This window comes from Mycobacterium sp. 1274761.0, assembly GCF_001668615.1.
Lineage (GTDB): Bacteria > Actinomycetota > Actinomycetes > Mycobacteriales > Mycobacteriaceae > Mycobacterium.
This window is the reverse complement of record NZ_LZMC01000109.1, coordinates 163,465-179,372: the sequence shown is the minus strand read 5'-3', so window position 1 is coordinate 179,372 and position 15,908 is coordinate 163,465. Positions and strand designations below refer to the sequence as shown.

Annotated in this window: 17 protein-coding genes; 6 read left to right on the top strand and 11 right to left on the bottom strand. The window is 65.6% G+C overall.

Annotated elements, in window-relative coordinates:
• Positions 1-82 precede the first annotated feature (82 nt).
• Entirely contained in the window at positions 83-829 is a 747-nt protein-coding gene (locus A5651_RS22905; RefSeq protein WP_066986473.1) for an SDR family oxidoreductase, read from the top strand.
• 2 nt (positions 830-831) lie between these two features.
• Here A5651_RS22905 and A5651_RS22900 read toward each other — a convergent pair whose 3' ends face one another.
• Together A5651_RS22900 and A5651_RS22895 are read right to left on the bottom strand one after the other, a co-directional pair.
• Positions 832-2,139 carry an Ig-like domain-containing protein gene (locus tag A5651_RS22900; RefSeq protein WP_066986666.1) on the bottom strand — a complete coding sequence of 436 codons (1,308 nt, stop codon included), beginning with the start codon at positions 2,137-2,139 and terminating at the stop codon, positions 832-834.
• A 15-nt stretch (positions 2,140-2,154) separates the two neighbouring features.
• A complete protein-coding gene (locus A5651_RS22895; protein WP_066986470.1) occupies positions 2,155-3,207 on the bottom strand; it encodes a UDP-N-acetylmuramate dehydrogenase in 1,053 nt (350 codons plus the stop codon).
• Positions 3,208-3,233: 26 nt separating this feature from the next.
• Here A5651_RS22895 and A5651_RS22890 point away from each other — a divergent pair, with 26 nt between their 5' ends.
• Both A5651_RS22890 and A5651_RS22885 read left to right on the top strand, forming a co-directional pair.
• On the top strand, positions 3,234-3,743 hold the full coding sequence (locus tag A5651_RS22890; protein ID WP_066986467.1) for a DUF2505 domain-containing protein: 510 nt from the start codon (positions 3,234-3,236) through the stop codon (positions 3,741-3,743).
• A 20-nt stretch (positions 3,744-3,763) separates the two neighbouring features.
• On the top strand, positions 3,764-4,279 hold the full coding sequence (locus A5651_RS22885) for a DUF2505 domain-containing protein (RefSeq protein ID WP_082943927.1): 516 nt from the start codon (positions 3,764-3,766) through the stop codon (positions 4,277-4,279).
• Here the strand turns inward: A5651_RS22885 and A5651_RS22880 are convergent.
• The 9 genes from A5651_RS22880 to A5651_RS22840 all read right to left on the bottom strand — a co-directional run bounded on the left by A5651_RS22880 (position 4,276) and on the right by A5651_RS22840 (position 12,402).
• Positions 4,276-4,683, bottom strand: coding sequence for a hypothetical protein (locus A5651_RS22880; protein ID WP_082943926.1), 408 nt, complete (start codon positions 4,681-4,683; stop codon positions 4,276-4,278). The genes A5651_RS22885 and A5651_RS22880 overlap by 4 nt on opposite strands.
• A gap of 15 nt (positions 4,684-4,698) precedes the next feature.
• Positions 4,699-5,187: a hypothetical protein gene (locus tag A5651_RS22875; RefSeq protein WP_066986459.1), complete on the bottom strand. Its 489-nt coding sequence runs from the start codon at positions 5,185-5,187 to the stop codon at positions 4,699-4,701.
• The gene (locus A5651_RS22870) at positions 5,184-6,458 is read right to left on the bottom strand and encodes a cytochrome P450 (protein ID WP_066986456.1); all 1,275 of its coding nucleotides are present in this window, start codon (positions 6,456-6,458) and stop codon (positions 5,184-5,186) included. Before A5651_RS22870 ends, A5651_RS22875 begins: the two co-directional genes overlap by 4 nt.
• 58 nt (positions 6,459-6,516) lie before the next feature.
• The gene (locus A5651_RS22865; protein WP_066986663.1) at positions 6,517-7,113 is read right to left on the bottom strand and encodes a TetR/AcrR family transcriptional regulator; all 597 of its coding nucleotides are present in this window, start codon (positions 7,111-7,113) and stop codon (positions 6,517-6,519) included.
• A gap of 74 nt (positions 7,114-7,187) precedes the next feature.
• The gene (locus A5651_RS22860; RefSeq protein WP_066986454.1) at positions 7,188-7,622 is read right to left on the bottom strand and encodes a nitroreductase family deazaflavin-dependent oxidoreductase; all 435 of its coding nucleotides are present in this window, start codon (positions 7,620-7,622) and stop codon (positions 7,188-7,190) included.
• A 21-nt stretch (positions 7,623-7,643) separates the two neighbouring features.
• A complete protein-coding gene (locus A5651_RS22855) occupies positions 7,644-8,894 on the bottom strand; it encodes a cytochrome P450 (protein WP_066986451.1) in 1,251 nt (416 codons plus the stop codon).
• Positions 8,891-9,676 carry an SDR family NAD(P)-dependent oxidoreductase gene (locus A5651_RS22850; RefSeq protein ID WP_066986449.1) on the bottom strand — a complete coding sequence of 262 codons (786 nt, stop codon included), beginning with the start codon at positions 9,674-9,676 and terminating at the stop codon, positions 8,891-8,893. The genes A5651_RS22855 and A5651_RS22850 overlap by 4 nt, the downstream gene beginning before the upstream one ends.
• 3 nt (positions 9,677-9,679) lie before the next feature.
• Positions 9,680-10,936, bottom strand: coding sequence for an amidohydrolase family protein (locus A5651_RS22845; RefSeq protein ID WP_066986446.1), 1,257 nt, complete (start codon positions 10,934-10,936; stop codon positions 9,680-9,682).
• Entirely contained in the window at positions 10,933-12,402 is a 1,470-nt protein-coding gene (locus A5651_RS22840; protein ID WP_066986443.1) for an aldehyde dehydrogenase family protein, read from the bottom strand. The genes A5651_RS22845 and A5651_RS22840 overlap by 4 nt, the downstream gene beginning before the upstream one ends.
• A 164-nt stretch (positions 12,403-12,566) precedes the next feature.
• On the opposite strand from A5651_RS22840, the gene A5651_RS22835 reads away from it, so the two are divergent.
• The 3 genes from A5651_RS22835 to A5651_RS22825 are packed head-to-tail and all read left to right on the top strand — an operon-like array spanning position 12,567 to position 15,905.
• Positions 12,567-13,823: an MCE family protein gene (locus A5651_RS22835; RefSeq protein ID WP_082943924.1), complete on the top strand. Its 1,257-nt coding sequence runs from the start codon at positions 12,567-12,569 to the stop codon at positions 13,821-13,823.
• Between the two features lie 11 nt (positions 13,824-13,834).
• Positions 13,835-14,848 (top strand): MCE family protein, encoded by a 1,014-nt coding sequence (locus tag A5651_RS22830; protein ID WP_369803989.1) that lies wholly within the window; start codon positions 13,835-13,837, stop codon positions 14,846-14,848.
• Positions 14,841-15,905 carry an MCE family protein gene (locus A5651_RS22825; RefSeq protein WP_066986437.1) on the top strand — a complete coding sequence of 355 codons (1,065 nt, stop codon included), beginning with the start codon at positions 14,841-14,843 and terminating at the stop codon, positions 15,903-15,905. Before A5651_RS22830 ends, A5651_RS22825 begins: the two co-directional genes overlap by 8 nt.
• Positions 15,906-15,908 lie beyond the last annotated feature (3 nt).

Genomic DNA, 15,908 nt, shown 5'->3' with positions numbered 1-15,908 from the left:
GGTCACGCCGTGAACTTAGCACAACCAACTAGCTCCACGCTCATTGAGCTCACCCAGCGACCCGCCCTCTACAGTTGGTCGCATGACAACACCCGATGCCGACCGCCGGGTCGCGGTGGTCACCGGCGCCAGCGCGGGCATAGGCGCAGCAACAGCGAAAACCCTTGCTGCCCAAGGGTTTCACGTTGTCTGCGTGGCGCGCCGAGAGGAGCCCATCACGGCACTGGCCGCCGAGATCGGCGGCACCGCTTCCGTCACCGACGTCACAGATGAGCAGGCCGTCTCAGCACTGACCGACCGCCTGGACCGCGTCGATGTGCTGGTGAACAACGCAGGCGGCGCCCGCGGACTGGAACCGGTGCTCGAGGCCGACATCGACCGTTGGCGGTGGATGTGGGAGGCCAACGTACTGGGCACGCTGCGAATGACGCGCGCGCTGCTGCCCAAGCTCATCGATTCCGGTGACGGCCTCATCGTCACCGTGACATCAATCGCGGCGATCGAGACCTACGACAACGGTTCGGGTTACACGTCGGCCAAGCACGCCCAAGGCGCGCTGCACCGCACCCTGCGCGGCGAGCTGCTGGGAAAGCCGGTGCGGCTCACCGAGATTGCGCCCGGCATGGTGAAGACAGACTTCTCACTGCGCCGGTTCGACGGCGACACCGAACGCGCCGACGCCGTGTATCGCGGCGTTACGCCACTGGTTGCGGAAGACGTCGCCGAGGTGATCGGGTTCGTCGCGTCGCGGCCGTCACACGTCAACCTGGACACGATCGTGATCCGGCCGCGCGATCAGGCCAGCGCGTCGCGCTTCAACCGCCGGTAGGGCTACCGGCCGGGGGGACGCCCGTTGACCGGCTGCGGCGCGTCTGACGGAGTGACCGGCGCCTTGCTGGGGATCGATGCCGGCGACGCCTCCGACGACAGCGCCGACATCGCCACCCAGTCGTCCCACGAGACTGCCCAGTCCCAGATGTCGCCGTCGGCGTAGGACAGTTGGATCGACGTGCCAGTGACCTCAACCGGATCACCGTAGATCGCGCTGTTGAAGTACTGCTGGGCGTTTTCCAGGTTCAGGTTGATGCAGCCGTTCGTGACGTTCGTATTGCCTTGCGCCCCAATGCTGTTGGGGTTGCAGTGGATGAACTCGCCGTTGTTGGAGATGCGCACGGCGTAGCGTTCGTGCACGTTGCTGTAGCCGGCGGCCGGATTGGACATGTAGAAGTCTTCGTACTTCTCGCTGACCACGTGGACACCGCTGCGGGTGATGTTGCGCGGCAGGTCACCCTCACCGTAGCTGCACGGGAAGTCCATGATCACCGCGCCGTCGCCGTCGAGCACCTGAATGCGGTGCGACGACGCTTCGGCCTTGACGACCTGGCGGCGCCCGATCGCGAAGTTCAGCGAGACGTCCTGGCCGCCGTACGCATCCTCGCCGAACTTCACGCCGTAGAGCTTCGCGTCGACGGTCACCTTGGTGCCTGCCGGGTAGTACTCCTTGGTGCGGTAATGGACCCGCGAACCGCCGACCTCGTCGGGCAGCCACGCCCAGCTGCCCTCGACGGGCGGGTCGGTGGTGACCTTCAGCGCTTTCTCCACGTCGGCTCGGTACTCGTCGTCGATCGCCGCATCGAACTGGATGATCACCGGAGCCGCGACGCCGACGACCTGGCCGTCTGCGAGCTGAAACTGGCCGTTGACCGTCGTCGTCGGGTTGATTGTGGTGAACGCGCCCTCGACCGGCACGGCCTTGCCGTCGCGGCCGACCACCGACCCGGACCACTTGTATTCGACGCCGTAGCCGAGCGGCTCGGTGGCGGTGAAGGTGGTGCGCTCACGGTTGACCGCGCCTGCCACCGCCTTACCGTCGGGATTGGTCAGGCTGACGCGCTGGAACCAGCCGTCGCGGACCTCGACCCGCACGGGGGCCGTCGGCAGCACGTCGGAGGCGTCGTTGGTCGGGGTATAGGCCAGCGACGGCGCCGGTGGAGCCTCGGCGCCCTGCGACGATGTGTTGGACTTGCCCGAGCACGCGGCCAGCACACTGGGCGCGACCACGCCGACCGCGAGCGCGGTCAACGCCCGCCGCCTGTTCAGCTGCGGCGGTGTCGGTTCTGATGTTGGGCCGGCACTCACGTATTCCAAAGATACCTAGAGGCGCGTCCCGACCAGGGTCGGCTCGGGTGTGAGTTCGATCCCGAATTCGGCCTTCACACCCTCGCGCACCGTCCTGGCCAGCGCAATCACGTCGGCTGCGGTTGCGTGGCCGCGGTTGGTCAGAGCCAGCGCATGCTTGGTCGACAGCCGCACGGGAGCCTCGTCGCCGGGGTAGCCCTTGCCAAAGCCCGCGTGCTCGACGAGCCAGCCCGCGGCCAGCTTGACCCCGTTCGGGGCGGGATAGTTGGGCACGGGGACGGTGGATCGCTGCTGGATCCGCGCGAGGTCTGCGGCTGTGACGACCGGGTTGGTGAAGAAGGAGCCGACGCTCCAGGTGTCGTGGTCGGCCTCGTCGAGCACCATGCCCTTGCGCGCGCGCAGCGCCAGCACCGCCTTGCGGACCGCGGCCGGATCGCTGCGCGCGCCCACCTGCGCGCCGAGAGCGGTGGTCAGCTCCCCATAGCGCAGCGGCGCGCTGCGACCGTCGGCGTGCAGCGCGAACGACACCTCCAACACGATGTTCGCGTCGGAGTGCTTGAGAACGCTTGTCCGGTAACCGAATTCGAGTTCGGCGCCGTCGACCCACCGGTCCTCGCCGGTAGCACGGTCGAGCAGCCTGACCCGTTGGATCGTGTCGGCGACCTCGGCGCCGTACGCACCGACGTTCTGCACCGGCGTCGCACCTGCCGAACCCGGGATGCCCGACAGGCATTCGAGGCCGCCGAGTCCGTGCTCGATTGCGGCGACTACGACGTCGTCCCAGACGGCGCCGGCCTCGGCCCGCACGATGTGGCCGTCGATGCTGATTCCCGTGTTGGCCAGCCGGACCACCGTCAGCTCCGGGATGTCATCGGCCAGCACGACGTTGGAGCCGCCCGCCAGCACCAGCGCGCGGTCGCCGTTGAGGGCGCGGATCACGGCAATGATCTGCTCGGTGGTCTCGGCCGTGATCAACCGTCGGGCGACCGGACCGACGCGCAGCGTGGTCAGCGGTGCGAGCGGGACGCGTTCGGCGACCGCCACACCCCCTAGGCGCGAACTGACCACGGCCCGTAACGGTAGCCTGGCCAGCTATGCCCCGATCATTCGACATGGCCGCCGAGTACGAGGGCAGCGTCGAACAGGTCCACCGGGCATTCGGCGATCGGGCGTACTGGCTGCAGCGGTTGGCCGATTCGGGCGCCGATCAGGCCACGCTGGACGAGATGACGGTCGCCAAGGATGGCGGCATCGATGTCGTGACCACGCAGGTGTTGCGCGTCGACCGGCTGCCCGGCATCGTGACGCAGTTCCACCCCGGCGACCTGTCTATCGTTCGCGAGGAGACATGGACCCCGGTCACCGACGGCACGGCGACGGCCACCGTGACGGGCGCGATTCCCGGTGCGCCTGTGTCGCTGACGGGCAAGGCGGAGCTCGCGCCGACCGACAATGGCGGCGCGCGCCTGCAGTTCACCGCGACCGTCGAGGTGCGCATCCCGCTTGTCGGCGGCAAAGTCGAGAACTTCATCGGCAGCCAACTGGTCGAGCTTCTGATCGCCGAGCAGCGCTTCACCACGGCGTGGATCAAGGAAAACTTTTAACGCTCTTCTAACCTGGTGTTATGGCGCGACGGATGGACTACAGGATCGCGTTCGGCGCGCCCGCCGAGAAGATCTACGGCGACTTCACCAGCCGCGTCTACTGGGAAACCCTGATGGACGCGTACCGATTTCTGACGCCGCAGTCCGAGATCACCACGTTCTCCTCCGACGGGTCGGGCACCGACATCGTCTTCAAGCAGAACCTGCCACGCATGTACCTTCCGCCGATCGCGCGCAGCGTCATGCCAGGGGACATGATCATCACGCGCGAGCAGCATTTCGACCCGTACGACCACGTGAACAAGCGCGGCACCGGCACGTACCGGGCCAGCGTGCCGCACGGGCCGGGCCGATTCGGCGGCAAATACCTGCTGACCGAAACCGACACCGGCAGCGAGCTTCGTCTCGTCAGCGTCTGCAAGGTGTTCATCCCGCTCATCGGCGGCGCTCTGGAAGACCTGATCCTGCATCACATCAAGCAACTCTTCGATGCCGAAGAAGCGTTCACCGCTGACTGGATCAACAAGCACCACTAGCGGTTGTCGCGGCTATCGACGTGTCGGCGGGCCACCGATTCGATGTGGTCCATCAGCGTCTGCAGCTCCGCGGCGGGGTGCAGCTCCAGCGCTTTCGTGTCTTCTTCGTAGATCAGCACATGCCCGGCCGAAAAGAAGTACGCCTCACCGGAACTGGCGACTTCGTCCGGCCGATCGGAGCCGGGGTAATGACAGCGGATGCGGCCGGTAAACACGTACCCGTAATGAGGGCACGGGCATACCCCGCCGGGCAGACCCTGATACAGCGCTGTGTGGTCGCCGACTCCGGTGGTGGTGTAGCCGACCTCCATATCGCCCCACTGGGCGGATCGAAAACCGCTGCCGCACAACGGCCAGCGGCCGCCGCCACCGGCCGGTAGGTCGTCGAGCCTGCTCACCGGCATGATTCACCTCCGCGCTCAGTCCAGCTTCTCCAGCCGGAACGGCAGTTCGATTTCGAGTCTTTCGTTGATGCTGCAATTGCCACTGTCACCCGACGTCCTGTCGAATCCGGCGAACGTATGCGAACCCGGCGAGAAGCCGGCGGACTGATCGACGGGATAGAACTGGTAGCGCTGGTGGCCGGTGAACAAACGCCCATCTGCACACGGCTCCCAGTTCGACAACTCCCGCTTGACGAGGTACTCCCCGGTGGTTGTCGAGATGCCCGCCGTCCAGCCCGCATCACTGGTCACCGTGCCGCTGCAGGTCACGACGTCACTGCACGACATCTCGATGGTCCAGGTGCTGCGGGTGGTGACCTCGTCGTGGAAGACGTCGTTGGTCGCGGCCCATTCGCCGTTGGACACCGCGGCGTACGTGCCGTTGAGGGCGGCGTCGGCATGCACCACCGGCGCCCCGAGCACCGCGATCACCGGCACTGCGCACAACGCGACCGCTGGTCTCATCGCGCCGGGGTGAATCGCAAATGCAGGTCGATCAGCCCACGCAGGATGAAGGTCGGCTCGTAGGTGAACCGGGGCTCGTCGGTTGAGCCGTGGAATCGCTCGTCGACGGCAATGTCGGTCATGCGCGCAAGTATTCGTTCCAGTGAGACCCGACCCTCCACCCGCGCAAGCGGAGCGCCGGGGCAGGAGTGCGCACCGCGTGCGAACGCCACCTGCTCGCGGACGTTCTTGCGGTCCAACCGAAACTCATGCGGGCATGCGAACTTCTCCGGGTCCCGATTGGCCGCCGCCGCAGAGAGCATCACGATCGTGCCTGCCGGAATATCCACACCGGCCAGAGACGTCGACCGGACCGCAAGGCGGAACTGTGTTTTCACCGGGCTCTCCATCCGCAGCGTTTCCTCGATGAAGATCGGCACCAGGCTGGGATCGTCGCGCAGAGCCTTCTGCAGTTCGGGCCGTTCACACAGGATGCGCATGGCCGCGCCGAGCAACTTGGCCGTGGTCTCCTGACCGGCGCCGAACAGGAAGCTCGCGGTACGCACCACTTCCTTGACAGCCGGCTGCGAGCCGTCGGGGTAGCTGGCCTGGGCGAGGTCGGTCAGCACGTCGTCGCGGGGTTCGGCGCGCCGTTCCTCGATGTAGGCGCTGAACTTCTCGTCGAGGAACTCCAGCGGGTTGATTGCGGCGGTATCGCCCTCGAGATTGCCCATCAAGTGTGGGCTTGCCAATGCGGCGCGGAACTCATCATGGTCTTCCCGCGGGACGCCCAAGAGGTCGGCAATCGCCAAGAGCGAGAACGGCTTCGAGTATGCGGTGAGGAATTCGCACTCCCCGGCACCGACGAACTCGTCGAGTTGTCGGTCCGCGAGCTCCCACAGGAAATCCTGGTTCGCCTTCAGCCGGCTCGGCGTCAACAGTCGGGTCAGCAGCGACCTGGCGCGTGTGTGGTTCGGCGGATCCATAGCCACCATGTGCTCATGCAGTGGCATCTGCGTGCGGTGCGCCTCGATCTGCTCGCTGATGTCGTCACCTTCCGGGGTGAACGGCAGTCCGGCGAACGGTCCACCCACTGACACACAGTTCGACCACTGCTCGGCGTCTTTGAAGACCTCGAGCGTTTCGCCGTACCGGGTGACCGCCACGACGCCGTGATGGGGTTCTTTCACCGCCGGCCCCATCTGGCGCAGATGATCGAAGTACGGATGGGGGTCAGGAACGAACGCTGGGTTGGTGAAGAAGTCCATGGTGTCGAAATCGAAATCGGTCATTGACCAATACCTTTCGGCTGGGCGGGCAGAGACGTTTCCGGTGCGTCGGAAAGGAGTGTCAGGACTGGACGCGGCCGCCGAGCGCGGTCAGGCAGAACCGCCACAACTGCTGCTTGACCACATCCATCTCGGCGGTGTTGTGCTCGGCGAAGGCGTAGTAGTGGTAGACGGCCCGAACCAGCTCGGTGATGAACCACGAATCCCATTCGGAATTAGGAGGATTGAGCTGCCCTGCCGCCACGGCCGCATTCAGCTCGGTGCGCAGCAGGTCGACGAACGGCTTCTCCGCCTCGGCGAGTTCCTTGGGAAACTGCCGGTGCAGCCGCCACCGCATGGACACGACGAAGCGGGACATCGCGGCGTTGTGCGGGTCACCCTCCAGGCGCTCCAGCGTAGTCAGGAGCAGGTAGCGCACCCGCTCCAGCGGATCGGGCATGTCTGCAACCGTCTGCGCCCACCGTTCACACGCCTCGGTCATGGCGTCGCCGATCACTGCGAGCAGCAATTCGTCCTTGCTGGAGAAGTAGCGGTAGAACGTCTGCAAAGCGACGCCGGCCTCGGCGACCAGCTCCTGTGTGGTGAACTCGTCGCCCTTGGCGGCGATCAGCCTGCGGGCGGCGTCGAGCATGACGCGCACCTGTTCGGCGATACGCATCCGCGACCGTTGTACGGCCGCCGACCGCTCCACGGCCCGATCGACCCACGACACCGAAGAGATGCTATCGGTAGTCATGCCGGTGACAGCTTCACGACAGGGATCTCCCGGTCGGTGCGGGACTGGTAGACGTCGTAATTCGGCCAGATTCCGGTCATGATCGCCCACAGCCGGGGCTTCTCGTCTGCGCCTGCGGTGCTGGCCACCACCGGTATCCGCTCCTCGCGCACCTGAATCGTGGCGTGGGGGTCGGCTTGCAGGTTGAGGTACCAGTTCGGATGCCGTGGTGCCCCTCCCATCGACGCCACCACCAGGTAGTCGTCACCGTCACGGCCGAAGATCAGCGCTGAGGTGCGCGCGGCACCGCTGCGCCTGCCGGTCACGGTCAACAGCAGCGTCGCCACGCCGTTCCACAAGTAGCCGACCTCTCCGCCGGTGTCCCGGTAGGCGACGACGTGGTCGGCACCGACGAGCGCCAGATCCGGCGGCTTGTAGTCCTGTTCGGTCATTGGGTCCTTTCCGTCTTTCGTTCACGTGCGGTCGAAGACGACGGGGATCGCGGTCGCACCGCGCTCATACATGCCGACGAACCGCGGCGGCTCGGCATCGGGGTCCAGACGAAGCGTGGGCAGCCGGTCCAGCAGTGCCTCGATCGCCACCGCCATCTCGGTGCGGGCCACGTGCATGCCCAGACAGATGTGGGCACCTTGACCGAAACCGAGGTTTGGCCGTAATGGACGGAAGATGTCGTAGTCGTCGGGCCGGTCCCATCGCGCCGGATCACGGTTGGCCGCGCCGAGATTGATGTGCACCACCGAACCGGCCGGCATTTCGACGCCGCCGAGTTCGGTGTCGGCGACAACCCAGCGGGAGAACATCGGGTCGGTGGGCATCCACCGCACGGATTCTTCGATCGCGGCTCGTAGCAGCGACCGGTCCTCGCGGACCGCCTCTAGCATGTCGGGACGTTGCAGTAGCGCGGTCAACGTCGTGCCCATCTGCTTCCAGGTGGTGCCCGAGCCCGCGCCGAGGAGGAGCAGCACGAACGAGTCGATCTCACGGTCGGTCAGCTGCGTGACACTGCCGTCCTCGTCGGTGATCTCAGCCTGCACGAGGACGCTGATCAAATCGTCCTGCGGGTCGCGCCGCCGCGCTGCGACCACCGGTTTGATCAGCTCGACAACCCTTTCGGGATTGTGCGTCAGCGCCTCGCGCACCTCGAGTGCCTGCTCGACAGGCAGCCCGAAGCTACCGGTGATGGTGAGGATCGGGATCGCCGCACAGAAGTCGACGTTGAGCTCGGCACGGCCGTCGCGCTCGAAGCCGTCGATGAGCAGGTGCACGGTTTCCGCGATCCAATTCTCGGCCCACCATCTCCCGTTCGACGACAGAAAGGACGGCTGAACCAGCGCTCGGTAACGCCGGTGCTGCGGACCGTCCATCGACAGCATGCTGTTGGTGATGGTCAACGGACCGCCGTCGATGTCGACAGGTTCGGGCGAGGAGGCGAAGACATCCGGATCCCGGTGCGCAGCAAACGAAGTCTCGTAGTCGAAGGTGGTGAAATGGGGGCGGTCGGCGTAGGGCAGGCCGTGGAAGTACATCGGGTCGGTGCAACCGGTCAGCTCGTGCAGAATGCCCGGCAGCACCGGTCCTTGTTCGCGCAGCCGGTGCCACACGGGATACGGATCGTCTCGGTAGGTACCACCGCTCAGCGAGTTGTAGGAGCTGCGCAGGTCGAACAGCTCCCGCAGTCTGTCCCGGTCCAGGGTGACGGTCATCTGGCCACGTATCCACCGTCGACAGGTAGCCCCACCCCGGTGATGTTGCGCGCCGCGTCAGAGCAGAGATACAGTGCCGCCTCCGCGCAGTCCTCGGCGGTGATCGCCTTACCTAGCGGATGCTGGGCGCCGACCTTGTCGGCAATCGCCGCCTGCTGCGCGTCGTCGATCTCGAGGCCTCCCGCGGCCATGAAACCGGTCAGCGGCATGGCCGCTGGGCAGATCGAATTGCATCGGATCCCGAACGGAGCACCTTCGATCGCCACGGCTCGGGTCAGTTGCAGCACGCCGCCTTTCGTCGCGCCGTACACGGAGCCGCCCCACGACACCAGCCCGGCGACCGATCCGGTGTTGAGGATGACCCCGCCGTCACCCTGCTTCTTGAACTGCAGTACAGCGTATTTGCAGCCGAGGAACACGCCCCCGAGGTTGACTGCGACCAGGCGATTGAAGTCCTCGAGGGTGTGATCCTCGAACGTCATCCCGAGCCGGGGCGTGGGGATACCGACATTGTTGAAACAGATGTCGAGCCTGCCGAACCAGTCGACCGCCGCAGAAATCATCCCACGCACCTGCTCCTCGTCGGCGACGTCCACGCCGACCGGGACCGCGGAGCCGCCCGCGGCCTCGACGAGGCCGACCGTCTCCTTGGCATGGTCGAGATCGATGTCGGCGATGATCACCCGTGCGCCCTCCTCCGCGAACCGCAGCGCCGAGGCCCGGCCAACCCCGGAGCCGGCTCCAGTGACGATGGCGCTCTTGCCATCAAGCCTTTTCGCCACGGCTCATGCACTCGTCGTCGTCGGCGCGGGCGGTTCGGCCGGGGTGAAGCGGTATAGCCGTTCGGCGTTGCCGCGCAGCAGCTTGTACTGGACCTCAGCCGGCAGGTCCCTCATCGTGTTGCGCGCGACCTCGATGCAGTTCGGCCACGTGGAATCCGAATGCGGGTAATCGGTTTCGCACATGATGTTCTCCTCGCCGAGCTCGTCCAGGCTCTTGACCGCGTGCCGATCCTCGATGATGCACCCGTAGATGTGGTTGCGGAACGTCTCCCGGATGTCGAGGGTGTCCAGGTCGATCGCCTGACCCGCCCCGGCGTGCGTGTCGAATTTCGCCCCGCGCATCACCCAGTAGCGCTGCTTGTCCAACACTTGCTCGGCCCGCTCCAGAAAGTAGGGCATCCAGCCGACCTCCCCCTCAGACAGGGCGATTTTGAGCTTCGGGTAGCGCTGGAACATTCCGCTGAACAACCACGACAGCATGGTTCCCGAGGTACGCGACGCCCCCCAGGTGAGGTTGGCCATGAAGGGCGCGTCCTTACAGATCTTCGGCAGCTGTGACGACGACCCCACGTGCATGCTGGCGACCATCTCCAGCTCGTTCGCCGCCGCCATCACCGGTTCCCAGTACCCGTCGGCATCGTGGATAGTGGGCAGCCCCAACGGCTCCGGATTCTCGGAGAACGCGAAGCTTGTCACACCCTTGGCCGCCATCCGCTCCATTTCCTTGGCGGCCAGTTTCGGGTCCCACATCGGGATCAGCATCAGTGGGATGTAGCGTCCCGGGGCGGCGCCGCACCATTCCTCGACGAGCCAGTCGTTGTAGTGCTGAAGGCATTCGAAGCCGAACTTGCGGTCGCTGGCCTCCATGAAGAGCTGGCCGCAGAACCGGGTGATGGTCGGAAAGCACAGGGAGGCAAGCACACCGGAGCGGTCCATGTCCTCGACGCGCGCCTTGGCGTCGTAACACCCCGGCCGCATTTCGGCATACGACAGCGGCTCCGGACTGAACTCCTCCTTGGACTTGCCCACGACCGCGGACAGGCCGGAGTTGGGGTAGCGCTTGCCGTCATACACCCACATATCGACACCGTCGTCGCCCTTCTCCATGTGCGGCGCTTTGTCCCGGTCCTTGCTCGCGACGCGGTCCACCCACAGATTCGGCGGTTCCAGGATGTGGTCATCGACAGAAATCAGCCAGTTCAAATCGATTCCAGCGCTGTCATTCTCGACGGTTTCGCTACGCGCTTCGGTGATGGTCATTGTGAAAGCTCCCCTATCGACATGTGCTTGACTTCCTGAAGTTCGCGGATCCCGTCGGGTCCGCGCTCGCGGCCCAGCCCGCTCTGCTTGTATCCCCCACTGGGGGCGTAAGCGGAGAACACGGTTGTGTTGACGTTGACGGCGCCCGTGCGCAGCCGACGCGCGACCCCGACGGCGGCAGACACGTCCGCGCCGTACACCTGGCCCGACAGGCCATAGATGCTGTCGTTGGCGATTTCGACCGCATGGTCGATGTCCCGGTAGCCGAGCACGGCTAGCACCGGGCCGAAGATCTCCTCTCGCGCCGCGGGATTCGAGTTGTCCGGCACGTCGAGGACAGTCGGTTCGAAGTAGTAGCCGCGATCGAGTCCGGCCGGTCGGCCGCCACCGCACACCACCTTGGCGCCGTTGTCCTCGGCCGCCTCGACCAGCCGCTCGCACTTCTCCCGCTGCGCTGCACTGATCACCGGGCCCATTGCGGCGTCGGCCTGGGTCGGCGGGCCGACCTTGATCGAGCTGTACACACCGCTGACCGCCTCGAGCACCTGCTCCCGCTGCTCCTCGGGCACCAGCATCCTGGTGGCGGCGACGCACGCTTGGCCAGCCGTGCTCATCACCACCATGGCCGCACCCATCGCGGCACGATGGGTGGCGTCGGGCAGATAGATCTGGGCCGACTTGCCACCGAGTTCGAGCGAGACGCGCTTCACCGTCGGTGCGGCCTGGGCGAGGATTCTGCGGCCGGCGACCGTGGAACCGGTGAACGACACCATGTCGACGGCGGGATGGCTGGTGAGCAATTCCGCACTCGCAGTGCCGGATTCGACGACCACGCTCAACACGCCCCGCGGCAGAGCGGCAGCGTCGGCGGCGTGCCCGAAGATCAGCGAAGAGATCGGGGTCAACGGACTCGGCCGCAGAATGACGGAGTTTCCCGCCATCAGGGCGGGTATCAGCTTCTGGAAGCCCATGATCAGCGCCGCGTTGTACGGGGTGATCGCCGCGACGACGCCCACCGGTTCATGGCGGCGGATGCTCAAGGCGACACGGCCGCGGACCAGGTCGTCGACGGGGACGGGGCTTGCCTCCTCGTGTTTCATCGCGAGGTAGAGGTCGAGGGTTTGGCGGGCGAGGGCGACGCCGGCCCTCAACTGCGTCATTTCGGCGAACCGCGTCGACTGGCCCGCCTCGGCGACGAGGGTCGGAATCAAGGTGTCGGCACTGCTCGCGATGTAGTCGATCAGCTCGCCCAGCACGCGTGCCCGGTCGGGGACCGACAGGTCTGCCCACGCACCTGTGTCGAAGCTTCGGCGGGCCTCTCGGATCGCCCTCTCGACCTCGGTGGGCGGAGTGGCCGATACGTCGGCGACATGGCTTTCGTCGGCCGGATTCTCGACGCCGACCATGTCGTCGCCGGTCACCCACTCACCCGCGACGTACGTCCGCTGTTCGGCGAGAATTGCCAACTCCGGCTCCTAACATGCTGATCGCGATAGAACCATATTCTCGTCTAAAGGAGATTGCAACAGCGATATTGCTTGTGTACTCTTCTCGTCGCGACAAATATGAGATTTCTGTCACAGTAGTGGGGAGGCCTGTTGACGGTCGGAGATTGGTCGATTCGCCGCATATGAGGAAGTGGAGTTCGAGCGCCGCCACGACCGCCGCTCCGGTCGCGCCGGAGCCCGGCCGCGATTTCGGCGCCCGAAGTTACCGCCGACCGATAACGGGGTTCGTCACCATCGTGGTGCTCACCGGCGTGGTGATAGCGGCCGCGGCGCAATTCCAGGGTGACTTCACCAGCAGCGAGACCGTCACCGTCGTCTCCGACCGCGCCGGGCTGCTCATGGCTCCCGGCGCGCGCGTGAAATTCAACGGCGCGCAGATCGGCACCGTGTCCGCGGTCAACGAGACCTCCGACGGTCGAGCGGCGCTGCAATTGGCCATCGATCCGGCTCGAGTGTCGATCGTGCCCTCCAACGCCCATGTCGAGGTCGGCTCGGCAACGGTGTTCGGCGCGAAGTCGGTGGAGATCTGGGCACCCGAGAATCCGTCACCGGCCCATCTGCGCGCCGGTCAGGTGATCGATTCGGACCACGTGACGGTCGAAGTCAACACCATCTTCCAGCAACTCAATGCCGTTCTATCCCATATCGATCCGGCCAAGCTCAATGAAACCCTCGGCGCCGTTTCTATGGCGTTCGGCGACCGGGGACAGAGTTTCGGACGCTCGCTGACCGACTTCAACTCGTTTCTGGCCACGATCGAACCGAGCTATCCGCAACTGGGCACCGAACTTCAGACCCTCCCCGACGTCACCACCGCATACGCCGATGCCGCGCCGGACTTGATGGCGCTCCTGCGCAACGTCACCGCCATCAGCCGCACCGTCGTCGACGAGAAGTCCAACCTGGACCGCTTCCTGGTGTCGACCACCGGCCTGGCCGACGTCGGCACCGACGTGCTGGGTACCAATTCGGGAGCGCTGGCCAACCTGACGCACCTTCTGGTGCCTACGACGGCGTTGACCAACGAATACCACGAGGCACTCAACTGTGCACTGACCGGAATGATCGACTTCGTCCGGAAGCCGCCCAACCCGGTTCCGGGTGTCTACGACCTCGGCGCCATCACGTTGGGCATCGAACGGTACCGATACCCGCAGGACCTCCCAAAGGTGGCGGCCTCGGGCGGACCGCAATGTACGGGCCAGCTCCCGATCCAGTACGACACCTATCCGGCCAAGGTCGTCGCTGATGTCGGGATGAACTCCGCCGGCTACGGAAACGCGGGAATACTGTTGAACTCCGACGGCCTCAAGCAATGGCTGTTCGGCCCGGTCGACGGCCCGCCGCGCAATACCGCCCAATGGGGACAACCCGGATGAGCATGCGCGGCATGGCTTTACGGTTCGGCGCCTTCGCTATTGTGACGGTGCTGCTGACCGGCTGCCTTTTTCTCATCTTCGGGGAGTTCCGCGGAGGTTCGACGCGCGGCTACTCCGCGGTGTTCACCGATGCCTCGAGCCTCAAGGCGGGTGATTCCGTGCGGGTGGCCGGCGTGCGGGTCGGCACCGTCGACTCAGTGACGCTTCGCGACGACAGCACCGTCGTGGTGTCCTTCGACGCCGACGACGACGTGGTGATGACGACGGGCTCGCGCGCCGCGGTGCGTTACCTCAACCTGGTCGGCGATCGCTACCTCGAACTCCTCGACGGCCCCGGGCCGGCCCAGACGCTACCTCGCGGTTCGCAGATCCCCGTCGACCGGACCCAGCCCGCGCTCGACCTCGACCTGTTGCTCGGTGGGCTGAAACCCGTCATCCGCGGTCTCGATCCGCGCGACGTCAACGCGCTCACCGAGGCGCTGCTGCAGATCTTCCAGGGCCAAGGCGACACCCTGCAGTCCCTGCTGAACCGCACTTCCTCGTTCTCGAACACGTTGGCCGACAACAATTCGGCGTTGCAGAGCCTCGTGGACAACCTCGACACGGTCCTGGCCACACTCGGCGAGCAGGGGCAGAAGTTCTCCGGCGCCCTCGACAAGTTCGAGCGGCTGACCACCGAACTGGCCGCAGACCGAGACACGATCGGCGCCGCGATCGATTCGCTGAGCGCCGGCACCGCATCGGTCGCCGACCTGCTGAGCAACGCCCGCTCGCCACTGGCTGGCACGGTCGACCAGCTGAACCGTGTTGCGCCGCTTCTGGACAAGGACAAGGACCTCATCGAGAAGTCGATACAGCGGGCCCCGGAGAACTACCGCAAGCTGGCCAGGGTCGGGTCCTACGGCAGCTTCGTCAACTACTACCTGTGCGGCGTCAGCGTTCGGGTGTCGGATCTGCAGGGACGCACCGCGGTGTTTCCCTTCATCAAGCAGCGGGACGGCAGGTGCGCCGAGCCCGATGAATAGGTACCGCAACAACCCGGCTCTGCGGCGGGCGGGCGTCATCGGGATCGTCCTCGCGCTCCTCGTGGTCGGGGTCGGACTGCAGCCCGAGCGGCTGGTCGACCTGGCGGCGGGTATCCGGTACCAGGCCGAATTCGCCGACGCGGGCGGACTCACCACCGGCAACGACGTCCAGTTAGCTGGCACTTCGGTCGGGTCCGTCACCGACGTCGCACTCGGCGAGCACGGCGCTCTCGTCACCTTCGTCATCAGGGCCACAGTGCGTCTCGGTGACCAGACCAAAGCCCATATCAGGACCGGCTCACTGCTAGGTGCGCGAATCGTGACCCTTGAATCCGCGGGCGGCGGACGGATGGGGGTCGGCGACATCATCCCGCTGTCGCGGACAGGGTCCCCGTACTCCCTCAACGAGGCCGTCAACGACCTCACGACCAACGTCGCGGCGAACGACACCGCCGCGCTGAACCAGTCCCTCGACACTCTTTCGGCTACCTTAGATCAGGTTGCGCCGCAACTGGGTCCGACGTTCGACGGCCTGACACGGTTGGCCAGGTCGCTCAATAGCCGCAGCGAGACGCTGACCGATCTGCTGCACAATGCGGCCTCGGTAATCGAGGTGCTCGGCGAACGCAGCCAGCAGGTCAACACGCTCATCCTCAACGCCAACGATCTGTTGGCCGTCCTCGTCGAGCGCCGCAACGCGATCAGCGCGCTGCTCGCCAACACCGCCGCAGTGGCCAAGAACCTGACGGGCCTGGTGCACGACAACGAGGCCGAACTCGCCCCGACGCTGGATCGACTCAACGCGGTGACGGCGATGCTGGAGCGCAACCACGACAACCTGGCCAAGGCTCTGCCCGGCCTCAAGAAATTCGAAATGACCACCAGCGAATCGGTTTCCAGCGGTGCGTACTACAACGCTTACGTTCCCAATCTCATACCGCCCCAATTGCTGCAGCCGTTCCTCGACTACGCATTCGGATTCAGGCGCGGCGACCCGAACATGCCGCGCGCACTGTTCCCCTGGCCCCACAACGGAATTCCAGGAGGGACACGGTGAGTC

What these genes read in the sequence shown, in the direction of transcription:
- A5651_RS22905 (WP_066986473.1), top strand. Translation starts at nt 83, where the DNA reads ATGACAACACCCGATGCCGACCGCCGGGTCGCGGTGGTCACCGGCGCC.
- A5651_RS22890 (WP_066986467.1), top strand. Translation starts at nt 3,234, where the DNA reads ATGCCCCGATCATTCGACATGGCCGCCGAGTACGAGGGCAGCGTCGAA.
- A5651_RS22885 (WP_082943927.1), top strand. Translation starts at nt 3,764, where the DNA reads ATGGCGCGACGGATGGACTACAGGATCGCGTTCGGCGCGCCCGCCGAG.
- A5651_RS22880 (WP_082943926.1), bottom strand. Translation starts at nt 4,683, where the DNA reads ATGCCGGTGAGCAGGCTCGACGACCTACCGGCCGGTGGCGGCGGCCGC.
- A5651_RS22875 (WP_066986459.1), bottom strand. Translation starts at nt 5,187, where the DNA reads ATGAGACCAGCGGTCGCGTTGTGCGCAGTGCCGGTGATCGCGGTGCTC.
- A5651_RS22870 (WP_066986456.1), bottom strand. Translation starts at nt 6,458, where the DNA reads ATGACCGATTTCGATTTCGACACCATGGACTTCTTCACCAACCCAGCG.
- A5651_RS22865 (WP_066986663.1), bottom strand. Translation starts at nt 7,113, where the DNA reads ATGCGTATCGCCGAACAGGTGCGCGTCATGCTCGACGCCGCCCGCAGG.
- A5651_RS22860 (WP_066986454.1), bottom strand. Translation starts at nt 7,622, where the DNA reads ATGACCGAACAGGACTACAAGCCGCCGGATCTGGCGCTCGTCGGTGCC.
- A5651_RS22855 (WP_066986451.1), bottom strand. Translation starts at nt 8,894, where the DNA reads ATGACCGTCACCCTGGACCGGGACAGACTGCGGGAGCTGTTCGACCTG.
- A5651_RS22845 (WP_066986446.1), bottom strand. Translation starts at nt 10,936, where the DNA reads ATGACCATCACCGAAGCGCGTAGCGAAACCGTCGAGAATGACAGCGCT.
- A5651_RS22835 (WP_082943924.1), top strand. Translation starts at nt 12,567, where the DNA reads ATGAGGAAGTGGAGTTCGAGCGCCGCCACGACCGCCGCTCCGGTCGCG.
- A5651_RS22830 (WP_369803989.1), top strand. Translation starts at nt 13,835, where the DNA reads ATGGCTTTACGGTTCGGCGCCTTCGCTATTGTGACGGTGCTGCTGACC.
- A5651_RS22825 (WP_066986437.1), top strand. Translation starts at nt 14,841, where the DNA reads ATGAATAGGTACCGCAACAACCCGGCTCTGCGGCGGGCGGGCGTCATC.